15 protein-coding genes, 4 tRNA genes, 2 rRNA genes, 1 pseudogene and 1 other annotated feature are annotated in these 23679 nt (G+C 54.4%); of the genes and pseudogenes, 12 read left to right on the top strand and 10 right to left on the bottom strand.

Annotated features, from left to right (window positions below; translation table 11 throughout):
• The first annotated feature begins 19 nt into the window (after positions 1-19).
• Positions 20-805 carry a type III pantothenate kinase gene (locus KTE_RS16040; protein ID WP_201382517.1) on the top strand — a complete coding sequence of 262 codons (786 nt, stop codon included), beginning with the start codon at positions 20-22 and terminating at the stop codon, positions 803-805.
• 116 nt (positions 806-921) lie between these two features.
• On the opposite strand, the gene KTE_RS16035 is transcribed toward KTE_RS16040, so the two are convergent.
• The 6 genes from KTE_RS16035 to KTE_RS16010 all read right to left on the bottom strand — a co-directional run bounded on the left by KTE_RS16035 (position 922) and on the right by KTE_RS16010 (position 3715).
• Positions 922-995: transfer RNA gene (locus KTE_RS16035), tRNA-Ile, on the bottom strand.
• Between the two features lie 38 nt (positions 996-1033).
• A 5S ribosomal RNA gene (gene rrf, locus KTE_RS16030) occupies positions 1034-1150 on the bottom strand.
• 23 nt (positions 1151-1173) lie between these two features.
• Positions 1174-1249: transfer RNA gene (locus KTE_RS16025), tRNA-Ala, on the bottom strand.
• A gap of 18 nt (positions 1250-1267) precedes the next feature.
• Positions 1268-1341, bottom strand: a tRNA-Ile gene (locus tag KTE_RS16020).
• 161 nt (positions 1342-1502) lie between these two features.
• Positions 1503-2980, bottom strand: a 16S ribosomal RNA gene (locus tag KTE_RS16015).
• 288 nt (positions 2981-3268) lie between these two features.
• On the bottom strand, positions 3269-3715 hold the full coding sequence (locus tag KTE_RS16010) for a DUF6249 domain-containing protein (RefSeq protein ID WP_201382515.1): 447 nt from the start codon (positions 3713-3715) through the stop codon (positions 3269-3271).
• Between the two features lie 150 nt (positions 3716-3865).
• Here KTE_RS16010 and KTE_RS16005 point away from each other — a divergent pair, with 150 nt between their 5' ends.
• The 4 genes from KTE_RS16005 to KTE_RS15990 all read left to right on the top strand — a co-directional run bounded on the left by KTE_RS16005 (position 3866) and on the right by KTE_RS15990 (position 7319).
• On the top strand, positions 3866-4504 hold the full coding sequence (locus KTE_RS16005) for an RNA polymerase sigma factor (protein ID WP_201382513.1): 639 nt from the start codon (positions 3866-3868) through the stop codon (positions 4502-4504).
• A gap of 2 nt (positions 4505-4506) precedes the next feature.
• Positions 4507-5091 (top strand): anti-sigma factor, encoded by a 585-nt coding sequence (locus KTE_RS16000; protein ID WP_201382511.1) that lies wholly within the window; start codon positions 4507-4509, stop codon positions 5089-5091.
• 202 nt (positions 5092-5293) lie between these two features.
• Entirely contained in the window at positions 5294-6172 is an 879-nt protein-coding gene (locus tag KTE_RS15995) for a UbiA family prenyltransferase (protein ID WP_201382509.1), read from the top strand.
• 82 nt (positions 6173-6254) lie between these two features.
• Positions 6255-7319 (top strand): class I SAM-dependent methyltransferase, encoded by a 1065-nt coding sequence (locus tag KTE_RS15990; RefSeq protein ID WP_201382507.1) that lies wholly within the window; start codon positions 6255-6257, stop codon positions 7317-7319.
• A 146-nt stretch (positions 7320-7465) separates the two neighbouring features.
• On the opposite strand, the gene KTE_RS48865 is transcribed toward KTE_RS15990, so the two are convergent.
• Positions 7466-7594: a hypothetical protein gene (locus KTE_RS48865; RefSeq protein WP_255552896.1), complete on the bottom strand. Its 129-nt coding sequence runs from the start codon at positions 7592-7594 to the stop codon at positions 7466-7468.
• 417 nt (positions 7595-8011) lie between these two features.
• Between KTE_RS48865 and KTE_RS15985 the strand changes: the two genes are divergently transcribed.
• Positions 8012-8935, top strand: coding sequence for a hypothetical protein (locus KTE_RS15985; RefSeq protein ID WP_201382505.1), 924 nt, complete (start codon positions 8012-8014; stop codon positions 8933-8935).
• A 308-nt stretch (positions 8936-9243) separates the two neighbouring features.
• Here the strand turns inward: KTE_RS15985 and KTE_RS15975 are convergent.
• From KTE_RS15975 to KTE_RS15965, 3 genes are all read right to left on the bottom strand, one after another.
• Positions 9244-9317: transfer RNA gene (locus KTE_RS15975), tRNA-Pro, on the bottom strand.
• A gap of 222 nt (positions 9318-9539) precedes the next feature.
• A complete protein-coding gene (locus tag KTE_RS15970) occupies positions 9540-10664 on the bottom strand; it encodes an ABC transporter permease (protein WP_201382501.1) in 1125 nt (374 codons plus the stop codon).
• A gap of 24 nt (positions 10665-10688) precedes the next feature.
• Positions 10689-11567, bottom strand: coding sequence for an ABC transporter ATP-binding protein (locus KTE_RS15965; RefSeq protein ID WP_201382499.1), 879 nt, complete (start codon positions 11565-11567; stop codon positions 10689-10691).
• Between the two features lie 287 nt (positions 11568-11854).
• Here KTE_RS15965 and KTE_RS49595 point away from each other — a divergent pair.
• The 6 genes and pseudogenes from KTE_RS49595 to KTE_RS15935 all read left to right on the top strand — a co-directional run.
• Positions 11855-12261, top strand: a pseudogene (locus KTE_RS49595) (ATP-binding cassette domain-containing protein); the annotation flags it as partial.
• Between the two features lie 21 nt (positions 12262-12282).
• On the top strand, positions 12283-12891 hold the full coding sequence (locus KTE_RS15955; protein ID WP_374226813.1) for a LytTR family transcriptional regulator DNA-binding domain-containing protein: 609 nt from the start codon (positions 12283-12285) through the stop codon (positions 12889-12891).
• A gap of 73 nt (positions 12892-12964) precedes the next feature.
• Positions 12965-13283: a binding site (T-box leader), on the top strand.
• Between the two features lie 43 nt (positions 13284-13326).
• A complete protein-coding gene (pheS, locus tag KTE_RS15950) occupies positions 13327-14373 on the top strand; it encodes a phenylalanine--tRNA ligase subunit alpha (protein WP_201382493.1) in 1047 nt (348 codons plus the stop codon).
• A 161-nt stretch (positions 14374-14534) separates the two neighbouring features.
• Positions 14535-17081: a phenylalanine--tRNA ligase subunit beta gene (pheT, locus tag KTE_RS15945; RefSeq protein ID WP_201382491.1), complete on the top strand. Its 2547-nt coding sequence runs from the start codon at positions 14535-14537 to the stop codon at positions 17079-17081.
• A 363-nt stretch (positions 17082-17444) separates the two neighbouring features.
• The gene (locus tag KTE_RS15940) at positions 17445-20927 is read left to right on the top strand and encodes a carboxypeptidase regulatory-like domain-containing protein (RefSeq protein WP_201382489.1); all 3483 of its coding nucleotides are present in this window, start codon (positions 17445-17447) and stop codon (positions 20925-20927) included.
• 374 nt (positions 20928-21301) lie between these two features.
• A complete protein-coding gene (locus KTE_RS15935) occupies positions 21302-23506 on the top strand; it encodes a choice-of-anchor D domain-containing protein (RefSeq protein ID WP_201382487.1) in 2205 nt (734 codons plus the stop codon).
• Positions 23507-23679: the final 173 nt, after the last annotated feature.

Below are 23679 nucleotides of genomic sequence, written 5' to 3'. Positions count from 1 at the left end.
GGTAGAAAGCGGATTCTCCATGTTACTAGCAATTGATATCAGCAATACCAATATCAAATTTGGCCTGTATCTTAATGACACGATGAAGCATCACTGGGTTGTTTCAACGTCACGCCAGCGTACTACCGACGAATATGCCATGGTGTTGAACGACCTGCTGCAACATGCCGGACACCGCTTCAGTGATATTCACGATCTTATTTTCTCAAGCGTAGTCCCTCCCTTGACACCTGTCTTTCAAGAGCTGGCGCTACGCTACTGCCATAAGGAAGCCTTCGTCATCTCGCACCAGTTAGACCTGGGCATTGCCTTCCATATCGACAATCCCTGGGAGATTGGTTCGGATCGTATCATGACAACCCTCGCCGCGCATCAGTTGTATGGCGGTCCCGCCCTGGTTATTGCCTTTAGCACCGCGACCACCTTTGATGTCATCTCGCAGGAGGGCAACTTCCTGGGAGGATCTATTGCCCCTGGTTTGATGATCTCAGCAGAAGCGCTCAGTAGTGCGGCCTCGCGCCTCTTCCGCGTTGACCTGACGCCACCTCAACGCGCCCTGGGCAAGAACACCATTGAGAACATGCAATCGGGCATTATTTACGGGCATGTAGGATTGGTGCAGGGACTGATCAAGCGCCTCTGCGCGGAGATTCCTGGCGTCACCGACCAGGGCGAGGTCAGGGTAATCGCACATGGTGGGCTGGCTCAACTCATGGCGCCTCTTATTCCTGAGATTCAATACATCAATCAATATTTACCCCTGGAGGGTCTGCGCCTGGCCTATAATCGCCTGCGACGCGGTTAGTGTGTGAAGAGAACATGATGAGCGGGCTGGCTCTGCCAGCCCGCTCATCATGTTCTCTTTATACCATGAAATAACAAAAAAGCCCTGGTATGAAACCAGGGCCTTAAAAAGGGAAATGGGCCTTCCTGGACTCGAACCAGGGACCTCAGTCTTATCAGGACTGCGCTCTAACCACCTGAGCTAAAAGCCCGTAATCGCAACCATGAAACCCACCCATACAGGCGGGTGGAGAGGCGATGTCCTATTTTCCCACGGGGCTGCCCCCGTAGTATCGTCAGGGCTGAAAGGCTTAACTACCGTGTTCGGGATGGGAACGGGTGTTTCCCTTTCGCTATGACCACCACTCCACCTGCATGTACAAATGGGTTTGGTGGAGATGAGGGGACTCGAACCCCTGACCTCTGCCGTGCAAAGGCAGCGCTCTACCAGCTAAGCTACATCCCCATACATCTCGGTGCGAAATGGGCCTTCCTGGACTCGAACCAGGGACCTCAGTCTTATCAGGACTGCGCTCTAACCACCTGAGCTAAAAGCCCGTGGACAAAAGCATCAAGTTGTTCAAACAACTCAAGAGTGGTAAGGCTTGCCAAGCAAGCCAGTAGCCTGGTGAAGATAAGTAGTCGTCAGGTTCCTCCTGATAAATCAGGGGGATCGACCTGGGAATGGATTGCCACAGTGGGCAATCACAGCTCCCTAGAAAGGAGGTGATCCAGCCGCACCTTCCGGTACAGCTACCTTGTTACGACTTCACCCCAATCACCGACCCCACCCTCGACGCCTGCCTCTCCGAAGAGTTAGCCTGGCGGCTTCAGGTGTTGCCGACTTTCGTGGTGTGACGGGCGGTGTGTACAAGACCCGGGAACGTATTCACCGTAGTGTGCTGACCTACGGTTACTAGCAACTCCACCTTCATGCAGGCGAGTTTCAGCCTGCAATCTGAACTGAGACCAGGTTTTTGAGCTTGGCTCCCCCTCGCGGGTTGGCATCCCTTTGTTTCTGGCCATTGTAGCGTGTGTGTCGCCCAAGTCGTAAGGGCCGTGCTGACTTGACGTCATCCCCGCCTTCCTCCCGTGAGGGCAGTTCCGCCTAGAAGTTGTAATAGGCAGTAGGGGTTGCGCTCGTTGCGGGACTTAACCCAACATCTCACGACACGAGCTGACGACAGCCATGCAGCACCTGTGCAAACGCCCCGAAGGGACAGCGCATTACCGCTGGTGCATCTGCATGTCAAGACTTGGTAAGGTTCTTCGCGTTGCATCGAATTAAACCACACGCTCCGCTGCTTGTGCGGGTCCCCGTCAATTCCTTTGAGTTTTAATCTTGCGACCGTACTCCCCAGGCGGACCACTTATTGCGTTTGCGACGGCACGGAAGGGGTCGATACCTCCCACACCTAGTGGTCATCGTTTACGGCTAGGACTACCAGGGTATCTAATCCTGTTCGCTCCCCTAGCTTTCGCACCTGAGCGTCAGATGCTTCCCAGGACACTGCCTTCGCCATTGGTGTTCCTCCGGATCTCTACGCATTTCACCACTCCACCCGGAATTCCGTGTCCCTCTGAAGCCCTCAAGTCTCGCCGTTTCCGAAGACCTTTCCCAGTTGAGCCGGGAACTGTCACTCCAGACGTACGAAACCGCCTGCGTGCGCTTTACGCCCAGTAACTCCGGACAACGCTCGCCCCCTACGTATTACCGCGGCTGCTGGCACGTAGTTAGCCGGGGCTTGTTCCTTGGGTACCGTCCGTTCTCGTCCCCAAGAAAAGCAGTTTACACTCCGAAAAGCGTCCTCCTGCACGCGGCGTTGCTCGTTCAGGGTTGCCCCCATTGACGAAAATTCCTCACTGCTGCCCCCCGTAGGAGTCTGGGCCGTTCTCAATCCCAGTGTGGCTGACCATCCTCTCAGACCAGCTACCGATCGTGGCCTTGGTGAGCTCTTACCTCACCAACAAGCTAATCGGCCACAGGCCCATCCCAAGGCGCCCTTGCGAGCTTTGTTCCCGGAGGAACATATGCGGTATTGTCGGCGATTTCTCGCCGGTATTCCTCACCTCGGGGCAGGTACCCATGTGTTACTCACCCGTCCGCCACTCCCTCTCTTGCGAGAGGGCGTTCGACTTGCATGTGTTAGGCACGCCGCCAGCGTTTATCCTGAGCCAGGATCAAACTCGCCATTCAAATTTTTATAAAAATCTCACACTGGAGATTTTCTGTTCTTATTTGGATGACTTGCTTATCCTCATTGACAGGTTACTTGTACTTGTTTGTTTTCCTTACCACTCTTCAGTTGTTCAAAGTACGCTCGATGCTTTCGCATCCGGTGCGCTTTTCGGTGTCCCGTCCGGCGCAAGTGGAATAATATCACTGCTCCGCACTCTTGTCAAGAGTTTTTTCTCGAATTTTTATAGATTTGGAAAATTGTTGAAAAATTGCTTCTTTCTGAGCTTCACCCAGTTCAGAAAACGGCTAGCGTTTCTCCCCTGACTCGCGTTCAAGCTTAGCATTAAGCTGGATGACCTTGTTCTTCTCTTGCTCAGAACGCTCCTCACCTGTACTCACGCTTGCGGGCTCAAGATAGTAACTACTTACCAGTGCCAGACCCACACCGAAGGGAATCAACCCCGGGAGAAGCCAGGGCCCTAGATGCAGAGGCGCGCTATAAAACTGCGGCAGAAAGAAGCCGATTGGATAGAGACCCGCGGTCAAGGTTACCCCAATCATAGCGGTGATAAGTCCCGCCCGCAAGATACCTCGACTACGACGCCTATTCGACATATTATCAGGGGTCAAGCCGTGCGAGATCATGGCCATCCGCTCCTTGTGCTGCAAATAGCGGATGAGCACAATGAAGGCGAAGAAAATGGCCAGGGCTATCAACCAGCCACCTAGTACTAAAATCACGTTTGCCGACATGCCTTTCTCCTTAGTTGAGCCTATGTTAGCTGCTCGTTATGATATGATACCGTAAGAAGGCTAGATGTTTCGCTTGCTATTTTCGTCTATTTTGCTGAAACTTTCTAGGTGCCTTCGTTCTCTAATAATTTTGTTATGGGTGAAATTTTCTTGCAATCGCCACAAAGCATAGGGATACCCCTGCCAAACCTAGCCTCTTCCTATCCAGAACAGGCCGAGCAGGATGATGCTGCCCTGGTCACAGCCAGCCAGGCAGGAGATCAGGATGCCTTCGCCATCCTGGTACAACGCCACCAACGCCGGGTCTTTAATCTCGTCTATCGTATGCTGCAACAATACGAAGAGGCAAATGAGATTACGCAGGAAACCTTTCTCGCCGCCTGGCAGGGTCTCCCTTCCTTTCGTGGCGAGGCGCGTTTTTCAACATGGCTCTACCGTATCGCGTACAACTGTTGCTTAAAGCAGCTTGAGCTGCGCAAGCGGGACAAGGCGCTCCAGGTGGCCATGGAGGAGGAGCATCTGCTCGACCATGCTGGCGAGGAGAATGCTACCGGCTCCCAGCTGGAGGCTGCCGCCTGCCAGAGTCTCGTGCAAGAGCATCTCGCAACCCTACCCGCCAAGTACCGGGTCGTACTTGTGCTACGTCATCTGCAGGATATGACCTACGAAGAGATGGCTGACATTTTGCGCATGCCTATCGGCACCATCAAAACACATCTCTTTCGCGCCCGCAACCTGTTGAAAGAACGTATACAGGCCTTTGAACAAGATTGGAGAACGAGAGGTTGAATATGCACTGTGCCAAAGCTGCATTTTATATCCAGCTGTACGTTGATAAACGCCTGCCATTGGCAAAGTTGCGCCCGCTCGAAACACACCTCTCATCTTGTTCCGCGTGCCGCGAACACTTACGCTATCTCGAGCTGGTCGAGCAGTCATTCTACTCAATGCAACGGGTCATTGAACCCGCCAATCTGACGCAGAATATTATGTTCCGGGTCGCGCGTTCAGTTCAACAGGTTGAACAGGCACGCCAGGAAGAGCTTCGGCGCTCTGAATCAAACTTTTTCCCCTTGCGCATATCGCTCTCCGAGCTTCTCACCGTCCTGTTCCTGGCTACTGTCGCCACACTTGGCTTTTTCCTGGGGCAACCAACGCTACGCGCCATGCTTCCCCTTGCTAATGGGCATGATGCACTTTCCTACGCCTTCGTCAACGCCTGGAACCAGTTATTAAGCATTAACAGTAGTACATTGATGCTGATCTTTTGGATTGCCGGTACCGCTCTTGGGGTCTGGATTACACTTATGGCCGCCGGGAATGAGGTACGCACCATCTGGTTTAAGGCTGTTCAGGATCGCTTGCCCGTCTGGTAACGCCTCTGGGAGCCTGGCGCTCTGCTCCCAGAGATCTCGCCTTCTACACACCATGAAGTGACCTTGCTTATCCACATACCATCCTATCAACCAATATCGGTTTTCCCTGGCGTTCTTCCTAATAACACATAGCTAACATGTGCTGTCTACGCTTCGATGCCCGCGATGCACCCTACTTGCATGAAAGGATGTCGATATTTTCATGGAGATCGTAAAAAAGCGCCGCCCCCTGGCCATCGCACGGGGCCTTGTACAGCTCTGTCATCCCCTGCCGGTTCTCTTTCATGCCATTGCCGTGACCATTTTTCTTCTACTGGCCGCGTGGCCTCACTTTAACTGGCTGCTCATTCTCTTAGCGATCGCGGCCCATACAGCTATGCAGTGCTCAATCGCTGTCCTCAATGACTATTGTGATCGCCACCTGGATGCCGCGGGCAAGAAAAACAAGCCCCTGGTGCAGGGCCTTGTACGTCCTGGGGAGGCCCTGACCTTTGGTATAGGACTCATGCTGCTGATGCTCCTGCTCCTGCTACCAATCAACATGCCAGCGCTCCTGATCTCGCTTCTCTACCTGGCGTTTGGGCAGGCTTATAACCTGGGCTTAAAGTCTACACCTTTCAGTGGCATCGTCTTCGCGCTGGCCATCCCTCTCATTCCCATCTACGCCTTTGTAGCGATGGGTCACTTTCTACCGCTACTCTACTGGCTAGTTCCCATCGCAGCCCTGCTGGGCGTCGTCCTCAACCTCGCAAACTCGCTGCCAGACCTGGAAGAGGATGCCGCCAGTCACGCGCGTACTCTGGCGGTTTTCCTGGGACTACGCGGGACGTTCTGGACCTGCCCGCTACTACTGGCGCTGGGAGGATGTTTAATGGCCCTCCTCTGGTATACAGGCCTGGTACCCGCCCTTCCTGGTTTACTACTCTCAATCCTGCTGGTGGGAGGTCTACTCATTCTCGCACTCAGCCTGTATTCAGGACCAGGCAAACCACGTGTAACACGTAAGGGCTATTTCTACCTGGTCGTACTTACCTGCCTGCTTCTCGGCGGTGGGTGGATCGTAGCGACCCTGCTGGCTTAAAATAGAACTCAAAAAAACTTGCATGCGACTCAAGCCGAATGCCTGGCTTAAAAACTTCTATCAGGTGAGGAGATATTGTCTTATGCCGTTGCGTCTGACCCCACTGGAAGCGCTGCTCTCGCGCTTCAATATCCTGCCCACGCCGCTTTTTGATACGCCGCTTGCGCCTGGAATCGCCAAGATGCTGGTAACGGCCTGCGAGCTGGGTCTCTTTGATAGCCTGAGCCAGAGACGGCAGAGTGCCGAAGAGTTGGCCGAGAGTCTGCACTGCCACCCCCAGGGAATCAAGCTGCTCCTCAACCTCCTGGTCTCAGCGGGCTACCTGCGTGAGCGCCGAGGTCTCTATGCTAATAGCCGAATGAGCCAGCGCTGGCTCACCAGTGACTCGCCCGTCGGTATCGCCCCCTACGTGGTACACAGCCCCGATATCATCAACATCTGGGAACATATCGACGAAGTCATCCATACCAATAGCCAAGCCATGCGTATGCCCTACGAGGAAGACGCCAGTGCACCCGAGATGAAGGCCATGCTGGCGCGCCACTACGCCGGCCTAGCCTCGCTTGCCACGGCCCTTGGCAGCGAGATCATCCGCCATATACGGCTTCCCCAGGACTCGACACGACTCCTGGATGTGGGAGGCTCCCACGCCGCCTATAGCGCGCTCTTCTGTCGCAAATATCCTGACCTTCAGGCTACCATCCTTGATATCAAGCCAGGACTGGAGGCAGGTGAGCGTACCGCCAAGCACATGCACCTGGAGGAGCGCATGCACTTTGTCTGCGGGGATATCGTCAAGGATGACTTCTCGACGCTCTTTGCCGAGCCCTTTGATGTCGCGCTCTACTTCCATATCGCGCACCTGCTCCAGCCCGACCTCAACCTGGCCATTTTGCGCAAGGTAGTTCAGACCCTGCGTCCCGGTGGTATACTCGTCTTCGTCGACCAGGTCACCGACCAGACCCACGGCTCCCGCCTGGCCTCGCTCATGGTGCAATTTATGGCCCTGACCATGACCACCTGCGGCGGCACCTGCTACCCCTTCGCGACTGTCAAAGCCTGGCTGGAGGAGGCTGGCATGCACCAGGTCCGCAGCTACCGCCTGCTCACCCCGGGCGCCTCCCTGATTACAGCAGTGAAGCAGTAAATCTTGAAAAGAAAGACAAAATAGCGCGTTGCTACACTGTTGCTACATTTATAAGGTATTTCAGATTTAAGAGACAAGGAGATGTATCAAATAATACAAAGACGAGGAGCCAGCTTGTTAGCTGGCTCCTCGTCTTTACCTTAGTATTAACGATCTTTGAGGTACTCAAGTTCTTTAGCAAATTGCTTCATAGAAATCTCAATGGCTTTTTTGACTGGCATTGCAGGTTTCGGTTTCCTGCTGTTTTTTTTGCTTTTTACGTCCTTCTCCGTCATGACACCCGCCTCCTTAGTCATGATGTGGTTGAATATGTGCCCTCAACCATTGTAAAAAACGCTCTCTATCCTTACTTACCACAAGCCATTCAATTTCTTTTGCGTAGATCAACTCTTCTTCTTCATTAGCATAGACGATTTTTAGATTGTTCACAAGGAGAAAAGTTGACCCGGCTATGAGGATAGCAAACGTAAGGTGTTTTATGGAAAGACAAAGAAGGAGGTACCCTCATCATTTCATACAAAAGCGACCGCAGGTCGCCAGTCTGGAGCAAGGAATGTGGACTTTTGCGAAACCCTGTGGGGTGGTGGCTTGAGCCTTGTGTTTATTCCCTCCATCGTTTATACTCAAGAGCAACGCAAATATATCTAGCGCGCAAACATCGCTCAAACGCTATGTATATAGAGGAGTTGCGAATGTACAACCTGTATGGACCGCAGGGCAATAATCAACCACCTTCTTCACCACCTGGGCCTGCCTATGGCCCTATGCAGGGACAGCAGTACCCTCCAGGACCTATCAATCCGTATTACCCGTACCCTGGAGGACCGGCGCAACCGTATTTTCCTGCGCCACCACCAAAGAAGAAGAGAGGGAAGACTATCCTGATCGTGCTACCCATTCTGCTGGTGATCTGCTCTGTCTCAGGCTGGGCCTGCGCGAACAGCGACTTTACCCTCTTCGATGGCGGCTTGAGAGTGACTGGTTTTTTGGCCGAACCGAGAGTGCAGGCCACAGCTACATACTATGCCAGTCACTATCCTTTCGGCACGAACATCCTTTTTGAGGACAATTTGAGCACTCTCTCTGGCAAATGGAAGACAAGCCCGGACTGCACGAATCAAGGAGGCGCGCTGCATGTCAGTGCGACAAAAGCTCAAGAGTTTTATCCATGCTTGAGCACCTATACTCCATTTTTTGACAGTCATGGTAAGTATACCTATGAGGTCTCTATCAAACAAATGGATGCCTCGGCTGCCGGTCTGATCTTTGGCGGCAACCCTGAGGAGCATTATTACTATTTCTTCGTCATTTCTAGCAATGGCACCTATGCTCTATCGGCTTACGATACCTTGAATAATAGACAACCATACCAGGTGATCAAGTCTGGGAAACTGACCGCTCCGATCTCATTCCCCCTGCGCATCGGTGTTGTCATTCTCGACGCACAGAGGAGCATCGGGCTCTATGCCAATGGCGTAGAATTGACGAGTGTGGATGATGATAATGCCACGTCTTCAGGATATCTTGGTGTAGCAGTATTCAACAATCAAGGAGCAAAATCAGCCTGGGCTGATTTTGGAGACGCCAAATGCTGGGCTCACCAGAGTGACACGTGAACGAAGTCAGCATCTGCGATCGTCCGACGGGTAGCGGACTTATATTTTTGCAGTTGATTTTTGTAACGAGTTGGGTGAACAAGGATGGGAGCTTGTTAGCACCATGAAAGTTCGTCCGCCCTATACGGAAGATGTTATTTTGTATTTCAAACGCCCTCGTACTTACGTTAGATCATGAGAGCAAATTTAGCGCGTTGCTACACCGTTGCTACATTTGCCGGATATGTGCGGTTGAAGAGGTAAAGTGAGGTATAGATAAAACGAAACGAGGAGCCAGTTTACAAGCTGGCTCCTCGTCTTTACCTTAGTCGGGGTGAGAGGATTTGAACCTCCGACCACTTCAACCCCATTGAAGTGCGCTACCGGGCTGCGCTACACCCCGTTTTCTTGGAACGTCATAATTATAGCAGAAGGATTTGTAGTTCGTCAACCCCTTTTCGCGATTTTTTCCTGGTAGCGTCAAAGTTGATTCCTGGATGGTCTTTTCGCGCCTGCGGCGCTCAAAAGGGGTACTGTATCTGATGACAGGCTGCCGGCGTTGCCGGCAGCCTGTCATCAGATACAGTACCTGAGACGGGTTTGTAGGCTCTCTAGAATCTCTTGCTTAGATTAAGGCGACGACGCTGGCCTGCCTGCGGAGGAGCCAGGCTGCGAGGGCGAAGAGGACGGCAATACTCCCCAGGAGAATGCCAGCATCCAGGAGGATGGAGGCGTTCCAGCCTTGATTATTCAGGGCTTTAAAGATGCCGTCGCTCAAGTAGTATGTGGGGACAAATTTCATGACCTGGGTTGTGGGCGTATTCTGTAACAGGTTACCCATAATCCCTCCCGCGAAGATGCCGGGAACAAAAAAGAACATTGAACCAACGCCGTTAAAAACACCCACGGCATTATTGGTCTGGAAGATGCAGCCCGCGAGGAGCCCGAAAGCGAGCGCCAGGCATGAGCCCAGGAGAATAAAAACCAGCAGGAGAGGTACATTGCCAGTCAGCGTTTGCAGCGTCAAGGCGACGACGATGGAGAGCAAGAGCTGGTACCCCAGGCCCACCAGGAGCTTCGCCATAATGACATCCGCAAAGGTGGCTGGAGAGACCATGAGCATTCGTAGCGTCTTCTTCTCCTTTTCTTCCACCAGTAGGGAGGAGACAACCGAGATGCCTGTGATAAACGACATGAGCAAGCCAAGCGCGCCAAACATGGATTGTAATATATCCTCCACGGCGATCTCTGATTTAGGTGGATTGATCATGGCCATTTTCAGATCGAGTGGATGGGGATCTTTAAGCGTAGTCACATAGGCGGTAATGATGCTGGCGAGCGCGCCTCGCCCCTGGCTTCCAGCTCCCTGGTCGTTGTTCATGTAGAGCGTCACTTCCGGCTTCTGACCTTGCACAATCTGCTGCTCAAAGTTGTTGGGAATGATGAGGCCGACGGCATACGGTGAGTCTTTGTGGCTTCCATCTGGACCAAAGGCCGCTGTCACCTCCTGCGAGGAGTTGACATGCGTGACTTTGGCTTTATCGAAGTAGCTGCTGATGGCTCGCTCCACCTGCGAGTTGCCGGGGTTATAAACCAGGATCTCTGTATTATGCTGGCCAAACACCACTAAAAACAGGGCATAGAGCAACGCGATAAAGAGCGGCGTGAGCAAGGCAAAAAGCGTTGTTTTATTGAGGATTATGTCAAGCGCGTCTTTGCGCGCGATAGCCAGTGTTGAACGCAGATTCATATTTATCACCACCTTGCTTGAGTCTTAGGCCGGGCGTACGCCAGCGATCTGAATAAAAACGTCTTCCAGCGAGGCTTCATTGGAGTGGATGGCACGCACGAGTCCCTCGCGCATCCAGGTCTCCAGCCGCGCCTGATCGGTTGCGTTATTGAGAGAGAGCACCTGCTCTTGAAGCGATTGTTCATTCTGGCCTGTTTGAGACAGGGTGACCGTTAGCGTGGGTTCACCGTGCGCCAGTTTCAGGTTACGAGGTGTATCATTGGCCACGATATGCCCATTATTGATAAAAGCCACGCGATGGCAGAGCTGGTCCGCCTCTTCCATCAGGTGCGTCGTCAGGAGGATCGTCATCCCCTCCTGGCAGAGTTCGCGTACTGCCTGGCGTACCTCGCGCGCAGCGATGGGGTCCAGTCCACGGCTTGGCTCGTCCAGAAAGAGGACGCGTGGACGATGCAGCAAGGCACGCGCGATCATCACCCGCTGCTTCATACCGTTAGAGAAGGTGCGTACGGGGTCTTTGGCCCGGTCGCGTAGTTTGACCAGGTCCAGGACCTCGTCGATACGCGTTTTGGGAAGGCCATACAGCCAACAGGAGACCTCTAAATTCAGGCGTGCCGAAAGGCGTTCGTAGAGATTCTGCTCCTCAAAGACGACACCTATAACCTGCTTCAATTCGCGACGCTGGTGAACAACATCATAACCCGCCACGCGCGCCGAGCCACCGCTCGGCTCAATCTGCCCCGTTAGCATACGTATCGTCGTGGTTTTGCCCGCGCCATTAGGGCCTAACAGGCCAAAGATCTCGCCCCGGCGCGCACTCAAACTCACCTCATCCACCGCCTGCTTCTTGCCAAAGGTACGGCACAACTCACGCGCCTCTATCATGATATCTCTTGTATCCATAATCTTCTATCTCTCACTCTTCAAGGCTTGCATGTTCTCGTGTTCGCCTCGCGAACTTGATCTATCCAAACTGTAACATGGCAAAAATACTCGCGCTATAAATTCTGGTCCAGTGGAGTATATTTGCCGCTAACAGGAGCAATTCTGCCCCTGAATGAGCGACAAAAACGCTGAGTGGAGCAGAGAAACGGTTGGGTGAAGCAAACGGCTGTGCTACAATAGCTGCGGCGCTATTCCGCTCCAACCGTTAGAGACCTCATAGCAAGCACCTGGCGAGGGAAGAGACGATGCTCATACGCGTACACCGTCTGCACAAGATGTTAGATAACCATCATGCGCTCGATATCGAAGATCTTCAAATTGAAGGGGGAGATATCTATGCTGTTGCGGGTCCCGTTGGCAGTGGTAAAACGCTGCTCTTACGCACACTGGCTGGCATGCTTCCCCCAGTGGGGGTTATGTGGAATTGGAGGGAGTAGATATTTATCGCAATCCCCAGGTACGCCAGCATATCGCCGCCCTCTTTGAGGAGGATCTGCTCTATGAGCGTCTCTCGGTCTACGATAATTTGAACCTGTACCGCAACCTGCACCATCTCCCCAAAGAGAGCATTGAGCACGTGCTGGCCCAGGTTGAACTGAGCGACCAGGCGCGCAAAAGCGTCGCCAAACTCACGCCCTCAGCCCGGCGCCGCGTGGCATTCGCGCGTTTGCTTATGGGAAATCCGGGCTTTCTGCTCCTCGACCATCCAACGCTGCGTACCGACCTGGAGGCCCAGAATCTTTTCGCGCGCCTGCTGAAGCAGAAAGCCCAGGAAGGCGCGGCTATTCTGCTGACATGCGAGGACCTCTCCTGGGCAGGTAAGTTCTGCACACATATTGTGGAGTTAGGAGGCGGACGCGTTATTGACTGCCGCCGCAATGAGGCGCCCGCGCCCACTGCATCCTCAGAGGTTGCCGAGGAAGACTCAGCTGTTCCAGAACGTCTTGTCCCCTACAAGGTCCCGGCACGCAAGGAGGACCGTGTTATCCTCTTTGATCCCGGCGAGATTCTCTACGCCACCAGCCGCGATGGCAAGATTTATCTGCGCACGGCTAGCGAGGAGGCCACAACCAATCTGACGCTACAAGAGCTAGAGCAACGCCTCCTGGGGCGCGGCTTCTTCAAGGCTCATCGCGCCTACCTTGTCAACTTGCAACATATCAAGGCTGTCATCCAATTTACGCGTAATAGCTATACCCTCCTATTGAATGACGCACAAGAGACGATGATTCCTCTTAGTAAACAGAGTGAGAAGGAGTTGCAGGCACTGCTGGGCTATTAGGTTATTAGGCTATGCAAAAGTCTAGACTTTCCAGCCTGAATCTGGTACACTTTTATCTGAGTTGAAAAGTGTAAAAAAGGCGATGATGGGGAGAGTACGTGTAGCGAGTATGCACAGGGAGAAGGGGTCACCGACTGGAAGCCCTTTCGCAGAAGACCTGCACCGAAGTTCACCCCAGAGCTGGCTATTGAAACTCTGCCTTCATAACCCGGCAGGTGTAAGTAGATAGCCCCGGTGGTCCCCGTTACAGGACAAACCGAGTGGATTTATGGTGGCGCACAGTTATCTTCCAGGTGCTGTGCCTGGCGATCATAATTCAAAACGGGTGGTACCGCGGAGCTTGCTATTCTAGCGCGAACGTGCAGAATTTTGCCGACAACTTCGTCCCTGTTGACGAATGTCGGTTTTTTGTTTTTTTGGAGGAACTTTACCGCTATGATTGGACAACTTGAGGACTTACTCACACAACTGGAACAGTTACGTGGGCAGGCCATCGCAGAACTGGCGAGCATTACCACCTCTGCCCAGCTTGATGAGTGGGATACTCGCTACCTGGGTCGCAACCGCGGCGAACTTAAAAATCTCTCTGCCGTGATGCCCAAGCTCTCGAAAGAGGAGCGCCCCGTGGTTGGGCAGAAGATCAATGCCGTCAAGTCAGCCCTTGAGCAGGAATTAAAGGCCAAGCGCGAAGAGCTCAAACAGCGCGAGATGCTGCAAACGCTGGAGCAGGAGCGCATCGATGTGACACTCCCCGGGCGCGCACTGCCTGCTGGGCACATGCATCCCCTCTCGCGTACCATCCAGGACGTGAGCGCTATCTTCATGAAGATGGGCTTCCAGATCGTACAGGGTCCGGAGATCGAGACCGATTATTATAATTTCCAGGCACTTAACGTCCCTGAGGATCACCCGGCCCGCGATATGCAGGATACTTTCTGGGTCTCGCCCGGCGAGATTCTGCTGCGTACCCAGACCTCGCCGATGCAGATTCGCACGATGAAGCAGCAACAGCCGCCCGTGCGCGTCCTCGTACCCGGTAAGGTCTACCGCAACGAGAATATTGATGTCTCGCACGAGGCCATGTTCCACCAGATCGAGGGTCTGCTGATCGATGAGCACTGCACCATGGCCGATCTGAAGGGTGTCCTTGAGCGCTTCGCGCATGAGATGTTCGGCCCTGAGCGGCGCCTGCGCTTCCGTGGCAGCTACTTCCCCTTCACCGAGCCCAGCGCCGAGGTCGACATTAGCTGCGCCTCCTGCAATGGCACGGGCTGCCGCGTCTGTAAATATACTGGCTGGCTGGAGATCCTTGGTTCCGGCATGGTGCATCCAAAGGTGCTGCGTGAGGTGGGCTATGATCCCGCGAAATATCGCGGCTTTGCCTTCGGCATGGGCGTGGAGCGTATCGCTATGCTCCAGTACAACGTCAATGATATTCGCCTCTTCTCCGGCAATGACCTGCGCTTCTTGCGCCAGTTCTAGCACTTCTGATCCGAAAACCCTGAGCGCGCTTGTCCCCGAATGGGGGAAGCGCTAGTCATCCCCATTTGGGGACAGGCGCAAGTGACGCGCCCCCGAATGGGGGGTTGGGTTTCGGAATAAGATCCAGCAGCATTCGAAACCAGACAAGGAGTTCCATCTACATGCGAGTACCTTTAAGTTGGCTCAAGGACTACGTTGACATCACCATGTCTCCCGAGGAGTTGGCGCATACACTGACCATGGCCGGACTCGAGGTCGAGACGATTGATTATATTGGCAAGGAGTGGGGCGATAAAATCATTACCGCCCAGATTATCCACCTGGAGAAAGTGGAGACCTCCGACCACCTGAACTATACACGCGTAAATACCGGCACGCAGGAGCTGAACGTCATCTGTGGCGCACCCAATATCAAACTGGGCGATAAAGTTCCCCTGGCGCTGGCGGGCGCACAGGTTGGCGACCTGGAGATCCGCGAGACGAAGAAAATGGGCTATGTCTCTCAAGGCATGCTCTGTTCTCCGCGCGAATTGGGAATGGGCAACGATCACAGCGGCATCTATATCCTCGACGAGGACACTCCGCTAGGCCTGAAGCTCTCCGACCTGCTGGGCGAGGTCGTGCTAGAGTTCTCCATTAAGGCCCATCGCGGCGACCTCTCGTCGATTATCGGTATCGCCCGCGAGGTCGCGGCCCTGACCAATCAGCCATTGCGGATGCCTCAGCCACATTTCGCGGAGCAGGGCACACCCGCTTCGGACCTGGTTCGCATCACGGTGGAAGACGAAAAGCTCTGCCCTCGCTATAGCGCGCGCATCATCAGCAACGTCAAGCTGGGTCCTTCTCCCAGCTGGATGGGACGTCGCCTGCTCGCCGCTGGCATGCGCCCGATCAGTAACGTGGTCGATATTACAAACTATGTCATGCTAGAGTTGGGGCAACCGCTTCATGCCTTCGACTATGACCTGGTTCCAGAGCATCACATCATCGTGCGCCGCGCCCTGGAAGGCGAGAAGCTTAAGACCCTCGATGATGTTGAGCGCAAGCTAACATCAGAGATGTTGCTCATCACCGACCCCCAGGGTCCCACGGCCATCGCGGGCGTCATGGGCGGGGCCAAGAGCGAGGTCAATGACGCGACGCAGACGATACTGCTGGAGTCGGCCAATTTCCTGGGGTCCAGCGTGCGCCGTACCTCAACTAAACTTGGCCTGCGCACCGATGCCTCTAGCCGCTTTGAGAAGGGCATCGATCCAAGCCTGACCATCCTGGGCGCGAATCGGGCCTGCCAACTGCTCGTGGAGCTGGCGAGCGCGACCATCAATCCCGGCATCGCGGATCAGTATCCAGCCCCGGTCGAGCCGCGCACCCTGCGCTTCTCACTCGCCGATATCGAGTGGCTGACCTCGATGAAGGTCACGCATTCCGAGGTTGAGACGACCTTAAGCGCGCTGGGCTTCGGCGTGCAATTCGATGAACAGGGCGATGGCATGCGCGTGAGCGTTCCCACGCACCGCAATGACATTGAGGAGAGCGCTGACCTGGTTGAAGAGGTTATTCGCCTCATTGGCTACAACAAGATTCCCAGCACCATTCCGATTGGCCCCCTGCCCGAGCGCCTGGAGGATACCTGGTTCGCACGCGAGCAGGAGCTGCGCACGCTCTTGGTCAATGCTAATCTCAATGAGACGATCACCTATTCGCTCACCAGCCGCGCACGCATGGCCAAACTGCTCTCCAACGCCGACGAGGAGTCAGTACGCTACCTGCTCCAGGCGCCACGCGCGACGAATGGCGCAGGTGAGCAGGCGCCCGAAGCACTTTTAAAAGGCAATGGCACGCAGGCTGTGGCGACCTTCGATCCACACTCAATTCCCGCGGTCGTGCTGGCCAACTCGCTCAGCAACGATATGGAGTGTATGCGTCTGACGCTGATGAGCAGCCTGCTGGAGACGGTTCAGGAGAATAGCAAACGTAATAAAGCAGGCCTGCGCTTCTTCGAGATCGGGCGGCGCTACCTGCCTGGTGCCTCAGCCTCGCAGCAGCCAGACGAGCGCCGTGCGGTGGGTATCGCGCTCAGTGGACCCGCGGAGATTACCTGGATTCCAGAGTTGGCGCGCCCGGCAGACTTCTATGATCTCAAGGGAACCATTGAAACGTTGCTCGCGGGCTTGAAGATTGGGCGCTATCGCTTCACGCCAACGCAGCATCCAACCTTCCATCCTGGACGCTGTGCGCTGCTCGAACTGCCACGCCAGACAGCGGACGGAACAGAGGTCTTCAGCCCGGTAGGTGTCCTTGGCGAGGTGCACCCGCTGGTGCAGCAGCACTATGATCTACCGCAGCGTGCCTACCTGTGCGAGATCGACCTGGAGCAACTCTACAACGCGGTTCCAGCGCGTATTACCTACGCACCCATCTCGCGTCACCAGGAGCTGACGCGCGACCTGGCCCTCATCGTTGATGAGCAGGTACCTGCGCAGCATATGCAAGACGCCATTCAGCGCCTCGGTGGTGAACTCTTGCGCGCCGTGACGCTCTTCGACCTGTACACGGGTGACCCCATCCCAGCAGGCAAGAAGAACCTCACCTATACCCTGGTCTATCAATCTCAGGAGAGAACGCTCAAAGATACCGAGGCAAATGAGGCCCAGGAGCGCATCATTCGCGGTCTCCACGAGGAGTTTGGAGCAGACCTGCGCCAGTAAAGCAAAATTCCGGGTTACGAGTGTGATGTGCCCTGGCTGCCGAAGGCAGCCAGGGCACATCACACTCGTAACCCGGAATAATAACACATAGAAGCAGTTTTTATTTTTACTCACGCCTTTTAATTATATATCTGTGCCCAAATGCTCCTATACGCGTTAAGTGGATGTGAAAAATCTGCACCTGGAACGTTTATTTCAGTGCAGCGTACTATAGCTTGCGTACTTTGTGCCATATTTTCAAAGCCTTTTCTTAAGGAGCGAAGCACTACTGGGGGCCAGCTCTCGCCTCACTCCTCTCTTTTTTTGCTGTTTTTTGCTGTGTTGATATGTGGTAGTGGAGTATTTATAGGTAAAGAGTACATAATGAGTAAATGCAGACATTGCGGCAGGGCTTGCCCAGATCATGCCGTCTACTGTGAAGAATGCCTCTCCGCCTGGTCATCTCCAGAAGAACCTGGCGCGCATCCTGCCTCGACCCAGGCAGAGAGCGCCTTTATAACCATGCCCGATATCACGGGAGAAATAACTCTTCCCGAGATAGATCCATTTGCTCCTGATCCAGAGTATGCGACTCATTTCAGCGCAGAGGAGACGGTTCCGCCAGTTTCTCCAGCGACCGATACCTCCAGTCATATGGTCGATAACTTAAGCGATGCCGCACGCCTATTACAAGCCACTGAACATAAAGAGCCACGTTTACGCCGCTCCTCGCGCCTCTCTCCGTTCAAAGAGATCACCGTAGACGTTGAGCGCGAGAGCACACCCCATCCAAGCGTGGGCCAGGCTGCACAAAACGAGGCAACCCAGCCTGCGGGCGTCGGGACGCTCACCAATACAGCAAGCCCAGAGAAGGCTGCCGCGCGGCGGGATATACTGGAGAACAGCCTCCCACTGCCTGACTTCTGGCCCTGGCTGCCCGAGCATGAAAACGAGGAGAATGAGGACGATAAATGGGCGGACGCAGGAGATCCACTGCTGGCGCGTCAACTTGATCCAGCGGCGGCACAGCGGATTGAGCAGGAAGATGTGCGTAGAGCTATCGCTGAGGGTCATATTCCTTCGTTTCCAATACCCAAACTGGTCACACCGCTTCTTCAGAATAAACAGCGCTTGCGTCTCTTCTTCATTTGTGCGGCAGCTCTGATCTTGCTCTCACTCGCGTTTGATAGCCTGCTGGTCTCTTTCTCATTTCTGGGTTCTCGCAATAATAACCAGGGATCTGGTGGCATTCCAACCCTGACGCTTTCGACTCCGACCGCCTCGTATGGACAGAGTATCACGCTCTCCATACATCACTTCCGGCCTCATGCCATGCTCTACCTGACGCATGACATTGGAGAGCCCATCCGTATTAATATCGACCACACGCTCGTCGCCGTTGGTGATGATGGCAGTGTGGATGTCAAAGTCAATATTGATACAAGCTGGGAACCGGGCTTTCACCTGGTACAGGCCGAGGATATCAATACACGTTATATTGCCAGCACGACGCTCCATGTTACCGAAGGTCCAACACGCCCCTCTCATTTCCTGCTAGATACAAAGCAGTTGGATATGGGAGGAGCCTACCAGGGAGCTAACACACTCCAACCACTTACCCTGCATAACTCGGGGAGTGGCAATATTAGTTGGACCGTCAGTAGCGATCAATCCTGGCTCCAGGTCACGCCTACGCAAGGTGCATTTAGTAGCCAGCAGACCTTGCTGGTTGGCATCCAGCGCGCCGACCTCAAACCCGGGTCCTATACTGGCACTCTGACCTTTGCCTCAAATGTGGGGGAACCTCAGACGGCCAGAGTGACCATGGAGGTGCACGCACTTCCTCCCTACCCTGGCGCCGTCTTGCAGGTAACACCCGTGGTGCTTAACTATAATACCGTTGATGGCAATAATGGCTCCTCACCCCAGGCGCTAATGATCACCAATCCTGGAGCCCAACCACTCTACTGGACCATTTCAGGCAATCAGCCAGTCGACAATGGACAGAATGCCTACTTACATGAGCTTGATCCGCATTTCAACTGGTTAAAAACACGCCAGGACACAGGTATTGTTGCGCCACATGACACCAGCACCGTGCCACTGGATATTGATAGCCGCAAACTGCTTTCCGGAACCTATCTCAATACACTCTCGTTCAGCGCCAGCGATGGACATACGGCCATCAATAGTCCGCAAAGCGTGGCGGTTGCCCTGACCGTTAAGCCACAATGTACGGTGACTGCCAGCACACCCGCTATGAGCTTTGTGACCGTCGCAGGACTCAACCATCCAAGCGACCAGACACTGTTCTTGAAGTCCGGCACCAATTGTCCAGGCACGATTGGTTGGCACGCCAGCAGCCCGAACAATTGGATCAGCATTACGCCCAATAGTGGCACCGTCAATAATATGACAGGGGCAACCGTAGCCATCGGCGTCAATCCCCATAACTTGAATGCGGGACATTATACGGGCCTCGTCTCGGTTGTGGCGGGGAATAGTAGCCTTTCGATGTCGGTTGATCTGAGTGTACAGGCACCTCCAACACCGACGGCGCCAATATTGAGTGCCTCACCACTCAGTCTCAATTTTTCAACCACCCAGGGCAAAGGCATACCCGCGGGACAGGCTGTGACCCTGACAAATACGGGCCATAGTCCATTGAGTTGGCGCACAAATATTAATAATCTGGCCTACTCCTGGCTTGGTACCTCACCTACGGGCAATACCATCGCGCCCGGCCAGACAGGGCAGGTCATTATCAATATTGATCCCAGCAATCTCTCGCCCGGAACCTATGTGGGACAGGTGGTGATTAATGGCAGCGATAACACCAATCATGCCGCACCCGGTAGCCCACAAACTATCATGGTAACGCTGACTGTTGCTCCACCCTGTACGCTGGCACAGCCATCTCAGAGCGCACTCGCGTTTAATGCCATCCAGGGAGGAAGCACCCCAACAGCCCAAACGATTACCCTTTCCGCCAGCGGGAATTGTAGCTGGCCCCTGACCTGGAATGCCTCCACCAGCGGAAACGCTTCCTGGTTGACGCTTTCTGCAAATAAAGGCACCTTCACCGCTAGTAACGCGACCGCGATGCTCAATGTATCTCCCTCTATCGCGGGACTGGATCCTGGCGTGTATAGAGCACAGGTCAATATCGATGCCACGGAGAGCACAAATACCAGTGCCCAGGGCAGCCCGCAGTCCTTTACCGTCACACTAACGGTGCAACCTCCCTGTAGCCTACAGGTGGCATCTGATAGTCTCTCCTTCACGGGTTCACAAAATCAGGCCATCGCCAGCCAGAACGTTAGCCTGCAAACAACTGGTACCTGCGTTCGCCCCGTCAGCTGGACGGCTAGCATTGACAGCGGGAGTAGTGGTTGGCTCTCGACAGGTGGCAATGGCAGCGACACTGGCAGTGGCAGCACCCTGGCTGTTACTACCAGCCCTGGCTCGCTGCCACCGGGAACCTACAAGGGAACTATCACGCTTTCCGCCAGCGGGAGCGGCGGCGCAAACGTTGTCGGCAGCCCTGTTCAGATCCCTGTAACACTGACAATCACGGGCTATAAGCTAAGTGGAAGCGCTGTCGCCTGCGCGGATAGTCAATGCGCAACACCTGAACCCCTGCCCAATGCCACGGTCACCTTGTCAACGAGCAGCGGGGTCATTGCGACCACAACCGCCGATAGCTCAGGGAATTTCAGCTTTAGCAATATTCCCATTGGCAGCTATACCCTGGCGGTAAGCGGCGCCGACGCGCAAAACGTCCAGCACACCGGCAGCATGGCAGTCACTATCAATGGCGATACTTCGGGCGTGACCGTCCAGGCACCACCAGCGACCACGCCCTAGCCCTGTCTTCCTCCTCAGCATAGGGTAAGGGAGAGTGGGGGCGGACGGACAAAGTCCGTCCGCCCCCACTCTCCCTTACCCAGCGAGCCACATAGTGGCGAGAAGTCCAAGCCAGCCTGGACTCTACAAGTTGTAGGATAAAGCAGTTATCAGCAATCATAACATAATGTGATACAATACAACATAAAACACCATACAAAGCCCCATCTACTTTTCAAACTCACAAAAGAGTATCTCAATCCTTGAGAATTCCCCGAGCTATACGTTTATTGAATAGCAACAACATTTTATAGAAACTCATCTATCTTTTTAAAACATGATTGGAGGCGGGAGAAGTAGGAATTGCGCTCACTTCTCCTGAAATATATACAGGGATGGATACCATACGCTGCCCACAATGCAAAAAACTACAGCGCGCCGATGCCCAGGTTTGTAGCCGTTGCGGCTATGCTTTTGATCGCCCCTCGCGTCGTTCGGGGGCCAGGCAACCACATACCCAGAAGCCATCACTACCACCAGCCTCTCCGCATCGCGCTGGGCACCACGCCGGGCTACATCCAGAAGACCATCCCTACCACTCCAGCATGATGGAGGCGTTACAGCAAACTGTACGCTCGCGCACAGTTGAGGTAGACGAGAGTACATCTGAACTTGAAGTAGAGAATACACAAAGCGATCAGCAAAGTGGTCCTGGGCTAAACATACCCGTTCCCACGCGACGTGCCAGCCGTTTTGCCTCCAAGCCACAAGTCACCGTACCAATGCCTCCTAAGGTAGAAAGCAATCACCAGCCACAAGCATCCCTACATGAGGAGGCGCCAACAAGCTATGTAGTCGAGAAGCAGGGCGCGATAGATCCCATCTCAGAGCCACCTTTTCCTCTCTCAAATATGCGCTCCTCCCGTCCTCGCGCCACCAGCCTTATCCTGCTCTGCACGTGTCTCTTCTTCTTGATCATGAGTAGCGTGCTGGCTTTCTTCCTTATTGGCAACAAGCCATCAATTGCCCAGGCTTCAGTGATCGCTACTCCCAATCAGCTACGCATCAACGATACCTTTCTCCTTAAAGGGAGCGGCTTTGGCCCGCGCGATAATTTGCTTCTCACCTATGATGTCGCGCAGCCCATCCCTGGCGACAACGGGAAGCCTCTGCTTGCCAGTACGAATAAGCAGGGGGCCTTCTCACTAGAGATCCGTGTGACACAAGCGTGGAGCATTGGCAACCACGCCATTCATGTCACTGATGAGCATATGCGGCTCAGCGTCTCGACAACTGTCATGGTACAGGAAACGCCCAGCGGGCCACCTCAACTGCAACTGGCGACGCAACGCATCGACTTTGATGCCGCCCCCAGCGGGACCATCGCGACCCGCGACCTGACTTTGATCAATAATGGTGGCAATTCGCTCACCTGGCAGGTCAGTAGTGATCAGCCCTGGCTCTCGGTCACTCCCGCGAGCGGCTCCTTCGCGGGACGCGCCACTATCCAGGTCAAGGCCAACCGGGGCACGCTTCTGCCCCATACCTACACCGGGCACCTGCTCTTCCGCACAACGAACGCCAGCGAAAGCGCTCCACTTACGTTAACTGTGACGCTAGGCGTAGCCAAAGAGCCAGCCAGCGCAACACTCGTCGTCTCAACAGCATCGCTAGCCTTCTCGACAGGCGCAGGCTATAGCCCAGCGGCCCAATCCGTGGTCATTCAGAATACAGGCGACCAGGCCATCAACTGGGCGGGAACGACCCTGACCGGCGATGGTTCGCCCTGGCTAAGCATGTCGCCTGCCGAGGGCAAGCTGCCAGGACATAGCAGCGCGATCATTACCATTGCCATTCAGTCTACACAACTGGCGGTAGGCAACTATCAAGGCACTCTCAACTTTAGCAGTGCCAACAGTACTTCCCAGGTTGGCGTCTCACTCAGTGTCATTGCCACAGGCAACCTTGTGGTCTCACCACCTACACTGGCCTTCTCGACGATTGTTAATCAGCAGCCAGCCGATAAAACTATTACCCTGCAAAACACGGGAGCGCTCGCATTAAGCTGGCAGGCCAGTGCCAGTACCGCTGACCAGGGCAACTGGCTCAGCGCAACCCCGACCAGTGGGAGCCTGGATGGCAGCCAGCAAACGACGCTAACCGTTCACGTTGATGATAGTCGCCTGGTACCCGGCTCCTATCAAGGTACCCTCACCTTCAACTCAGGTGGCCAGGTAAAGCAGGTCGCGGTCTCGCTCACCGTCTCACCACCACCTGCACCCATCATTAGCGTGGTGCCATCAGCCCTTACCTTCGACACGACCAGGGGCAATAGCTTCGCCTCTCAACTAATTTCAGTGACCAATGTCGGCCAGGCGACACTCAACTGGCGCACCAGCCAGAGCAATGGCTCGGCCAGCCTCTCGCTCACACAGGGCACGCTCAATCCCGGCGAGAGCGATATCCTTATGGTCACCCCCACAGTCGCAACGACCAGTACGGGCACCTTTACGACCACCATTACCTTTAGCCACAACGATCCAGCGCTCAAAGTCCAACCCGCGCAACTCACCATCACTATGGTAGTAACAAACTCTTAAGGGAAAGTATGTGGGGAGAGGGGTACCGGGCCGGACGCTCAGTATCCCTCTCCCCACATACTTTCCCTTATCAATTCTACTTTGGTTGACGCTCCCTAATGTCTGTGCTATATTCTGACAAGAATTTACAGGTTTTGATACCTCATTTTATCTTTCCTTATCTGCCAATCAAA

Origin of the sequence: Ktedonobacter sp. SOSP1-85, assembly GCF_016587415.1 — a bacterium.
In the GTDB taxonomy this organism is placed as follows: domain Bacteria; phylum Chloroflexota; class Ktedonobacteria; order Ktedonobacterales; family Ktedonobacteraceae; genus Ktedonobacter.
This window is presented reverse-complemented; position numbering and strand designations above follow the sequence as displayed.

Excerpts from the sequence above, each read along its gene's own strand:
- KTE_RS16040 (WP_201382517.1), top strand. The coding sequence starts at position 20 with ATGTTACTAGCAATTGATATCAGCAATACCAATATCAAATTTGGCCTG.
- KTE_RS16010 (WP_201382515.1), bottom strand. The coding sequence starts at position 3,715 with ATGTCGGCAAACGTGATTTTAGTACTAGGTGGCTGGTTGATAGCCCTG.
- KTE_RS16000 (WP_201382511.1), top strand. The coding sequence starts at position 4,507 with ATGCACTGTGCCAAAGCTGCATTTTATATCCAGCTGTACGTTGATAAA.
- KTE_RS15995 (WP_201382509.1), top strand. The coding sequence starts at position 5,294 with ATGGAGATCGTAAAAAAGCGCCGCCCCCTGGCCATCGCACGGGGCCTT.
- KTE_RS15990 (WP_201382507.1), top strand. The coding sequence starts at position 6,255 with ATGCCGTTGCGTCTGACCCCACTGGAAGCGCTGCTCTCGCGCTTCAAT.
- KTE_RS48865 (WP_255552896.1), bottom strand. The coding sequence starts at position 7,594 with ATGACGGAGAAGGACGTAAAAAGCAAAAAAAACAGCAGGAAACCGAAA.
- KTE_RS15985 (WP_201382505.1), top strand. The coding sequence starts at position 8,012 with ATGTACAACCTGTATGGACCGCAGGGCAATAATCAACCACCTTCTTCA.
- KTE_RS15970 (WP_201382501.1), bottom strand. The coding sequence starts at position 10,664 with ATGAATCTGCGTTCAACACTGGCTATCGCGCGCAAAGACGCGCTTGAC.
- KTE_RS15965 (WP_201382499.1), bottom strand. The coding sequence starts at position 11,567 with ATGGATACAAGAGATATCATGATAGAGGCGCGTGAGTTGTGCCGTACC.
- KTE_RS15955 (WP_374226813.1), top strand. The coding sequence starts at position 12,283 with ATGGGAAATCCGGGCTTTCTGCTCCTCGACCATCCAACGCTGCGTACC.
- pheS (WP_201382493.1), top strand. The coding sequence starts at position 13,327 with ATGATTGGACAACTTGAGGACTTACTCACACAACTGGAACAGTTACGT.
- pheT (WP_201382491.1), top strand. The coding sequence starts at position 14,535 with ATGCGAGTACCTTTAAGTTGGCTCAAGGACTACGTTGACATCACCATG.
- KTE_RS15940 (WP_201382489.1), top strand. The coding sequence starts at position 17,445 with ATGAGTAAATGCAGACATTGCGGCAGGGCTTGCCCAGATCATGCCGTC.
- KTE_RS15935 (WP_201382487.1), top strand. The coding sequence starts at position 21,302 with ATGGATACCATACGCTGCCCACAATGCAAAAAACTACAGCGCGCCGAT.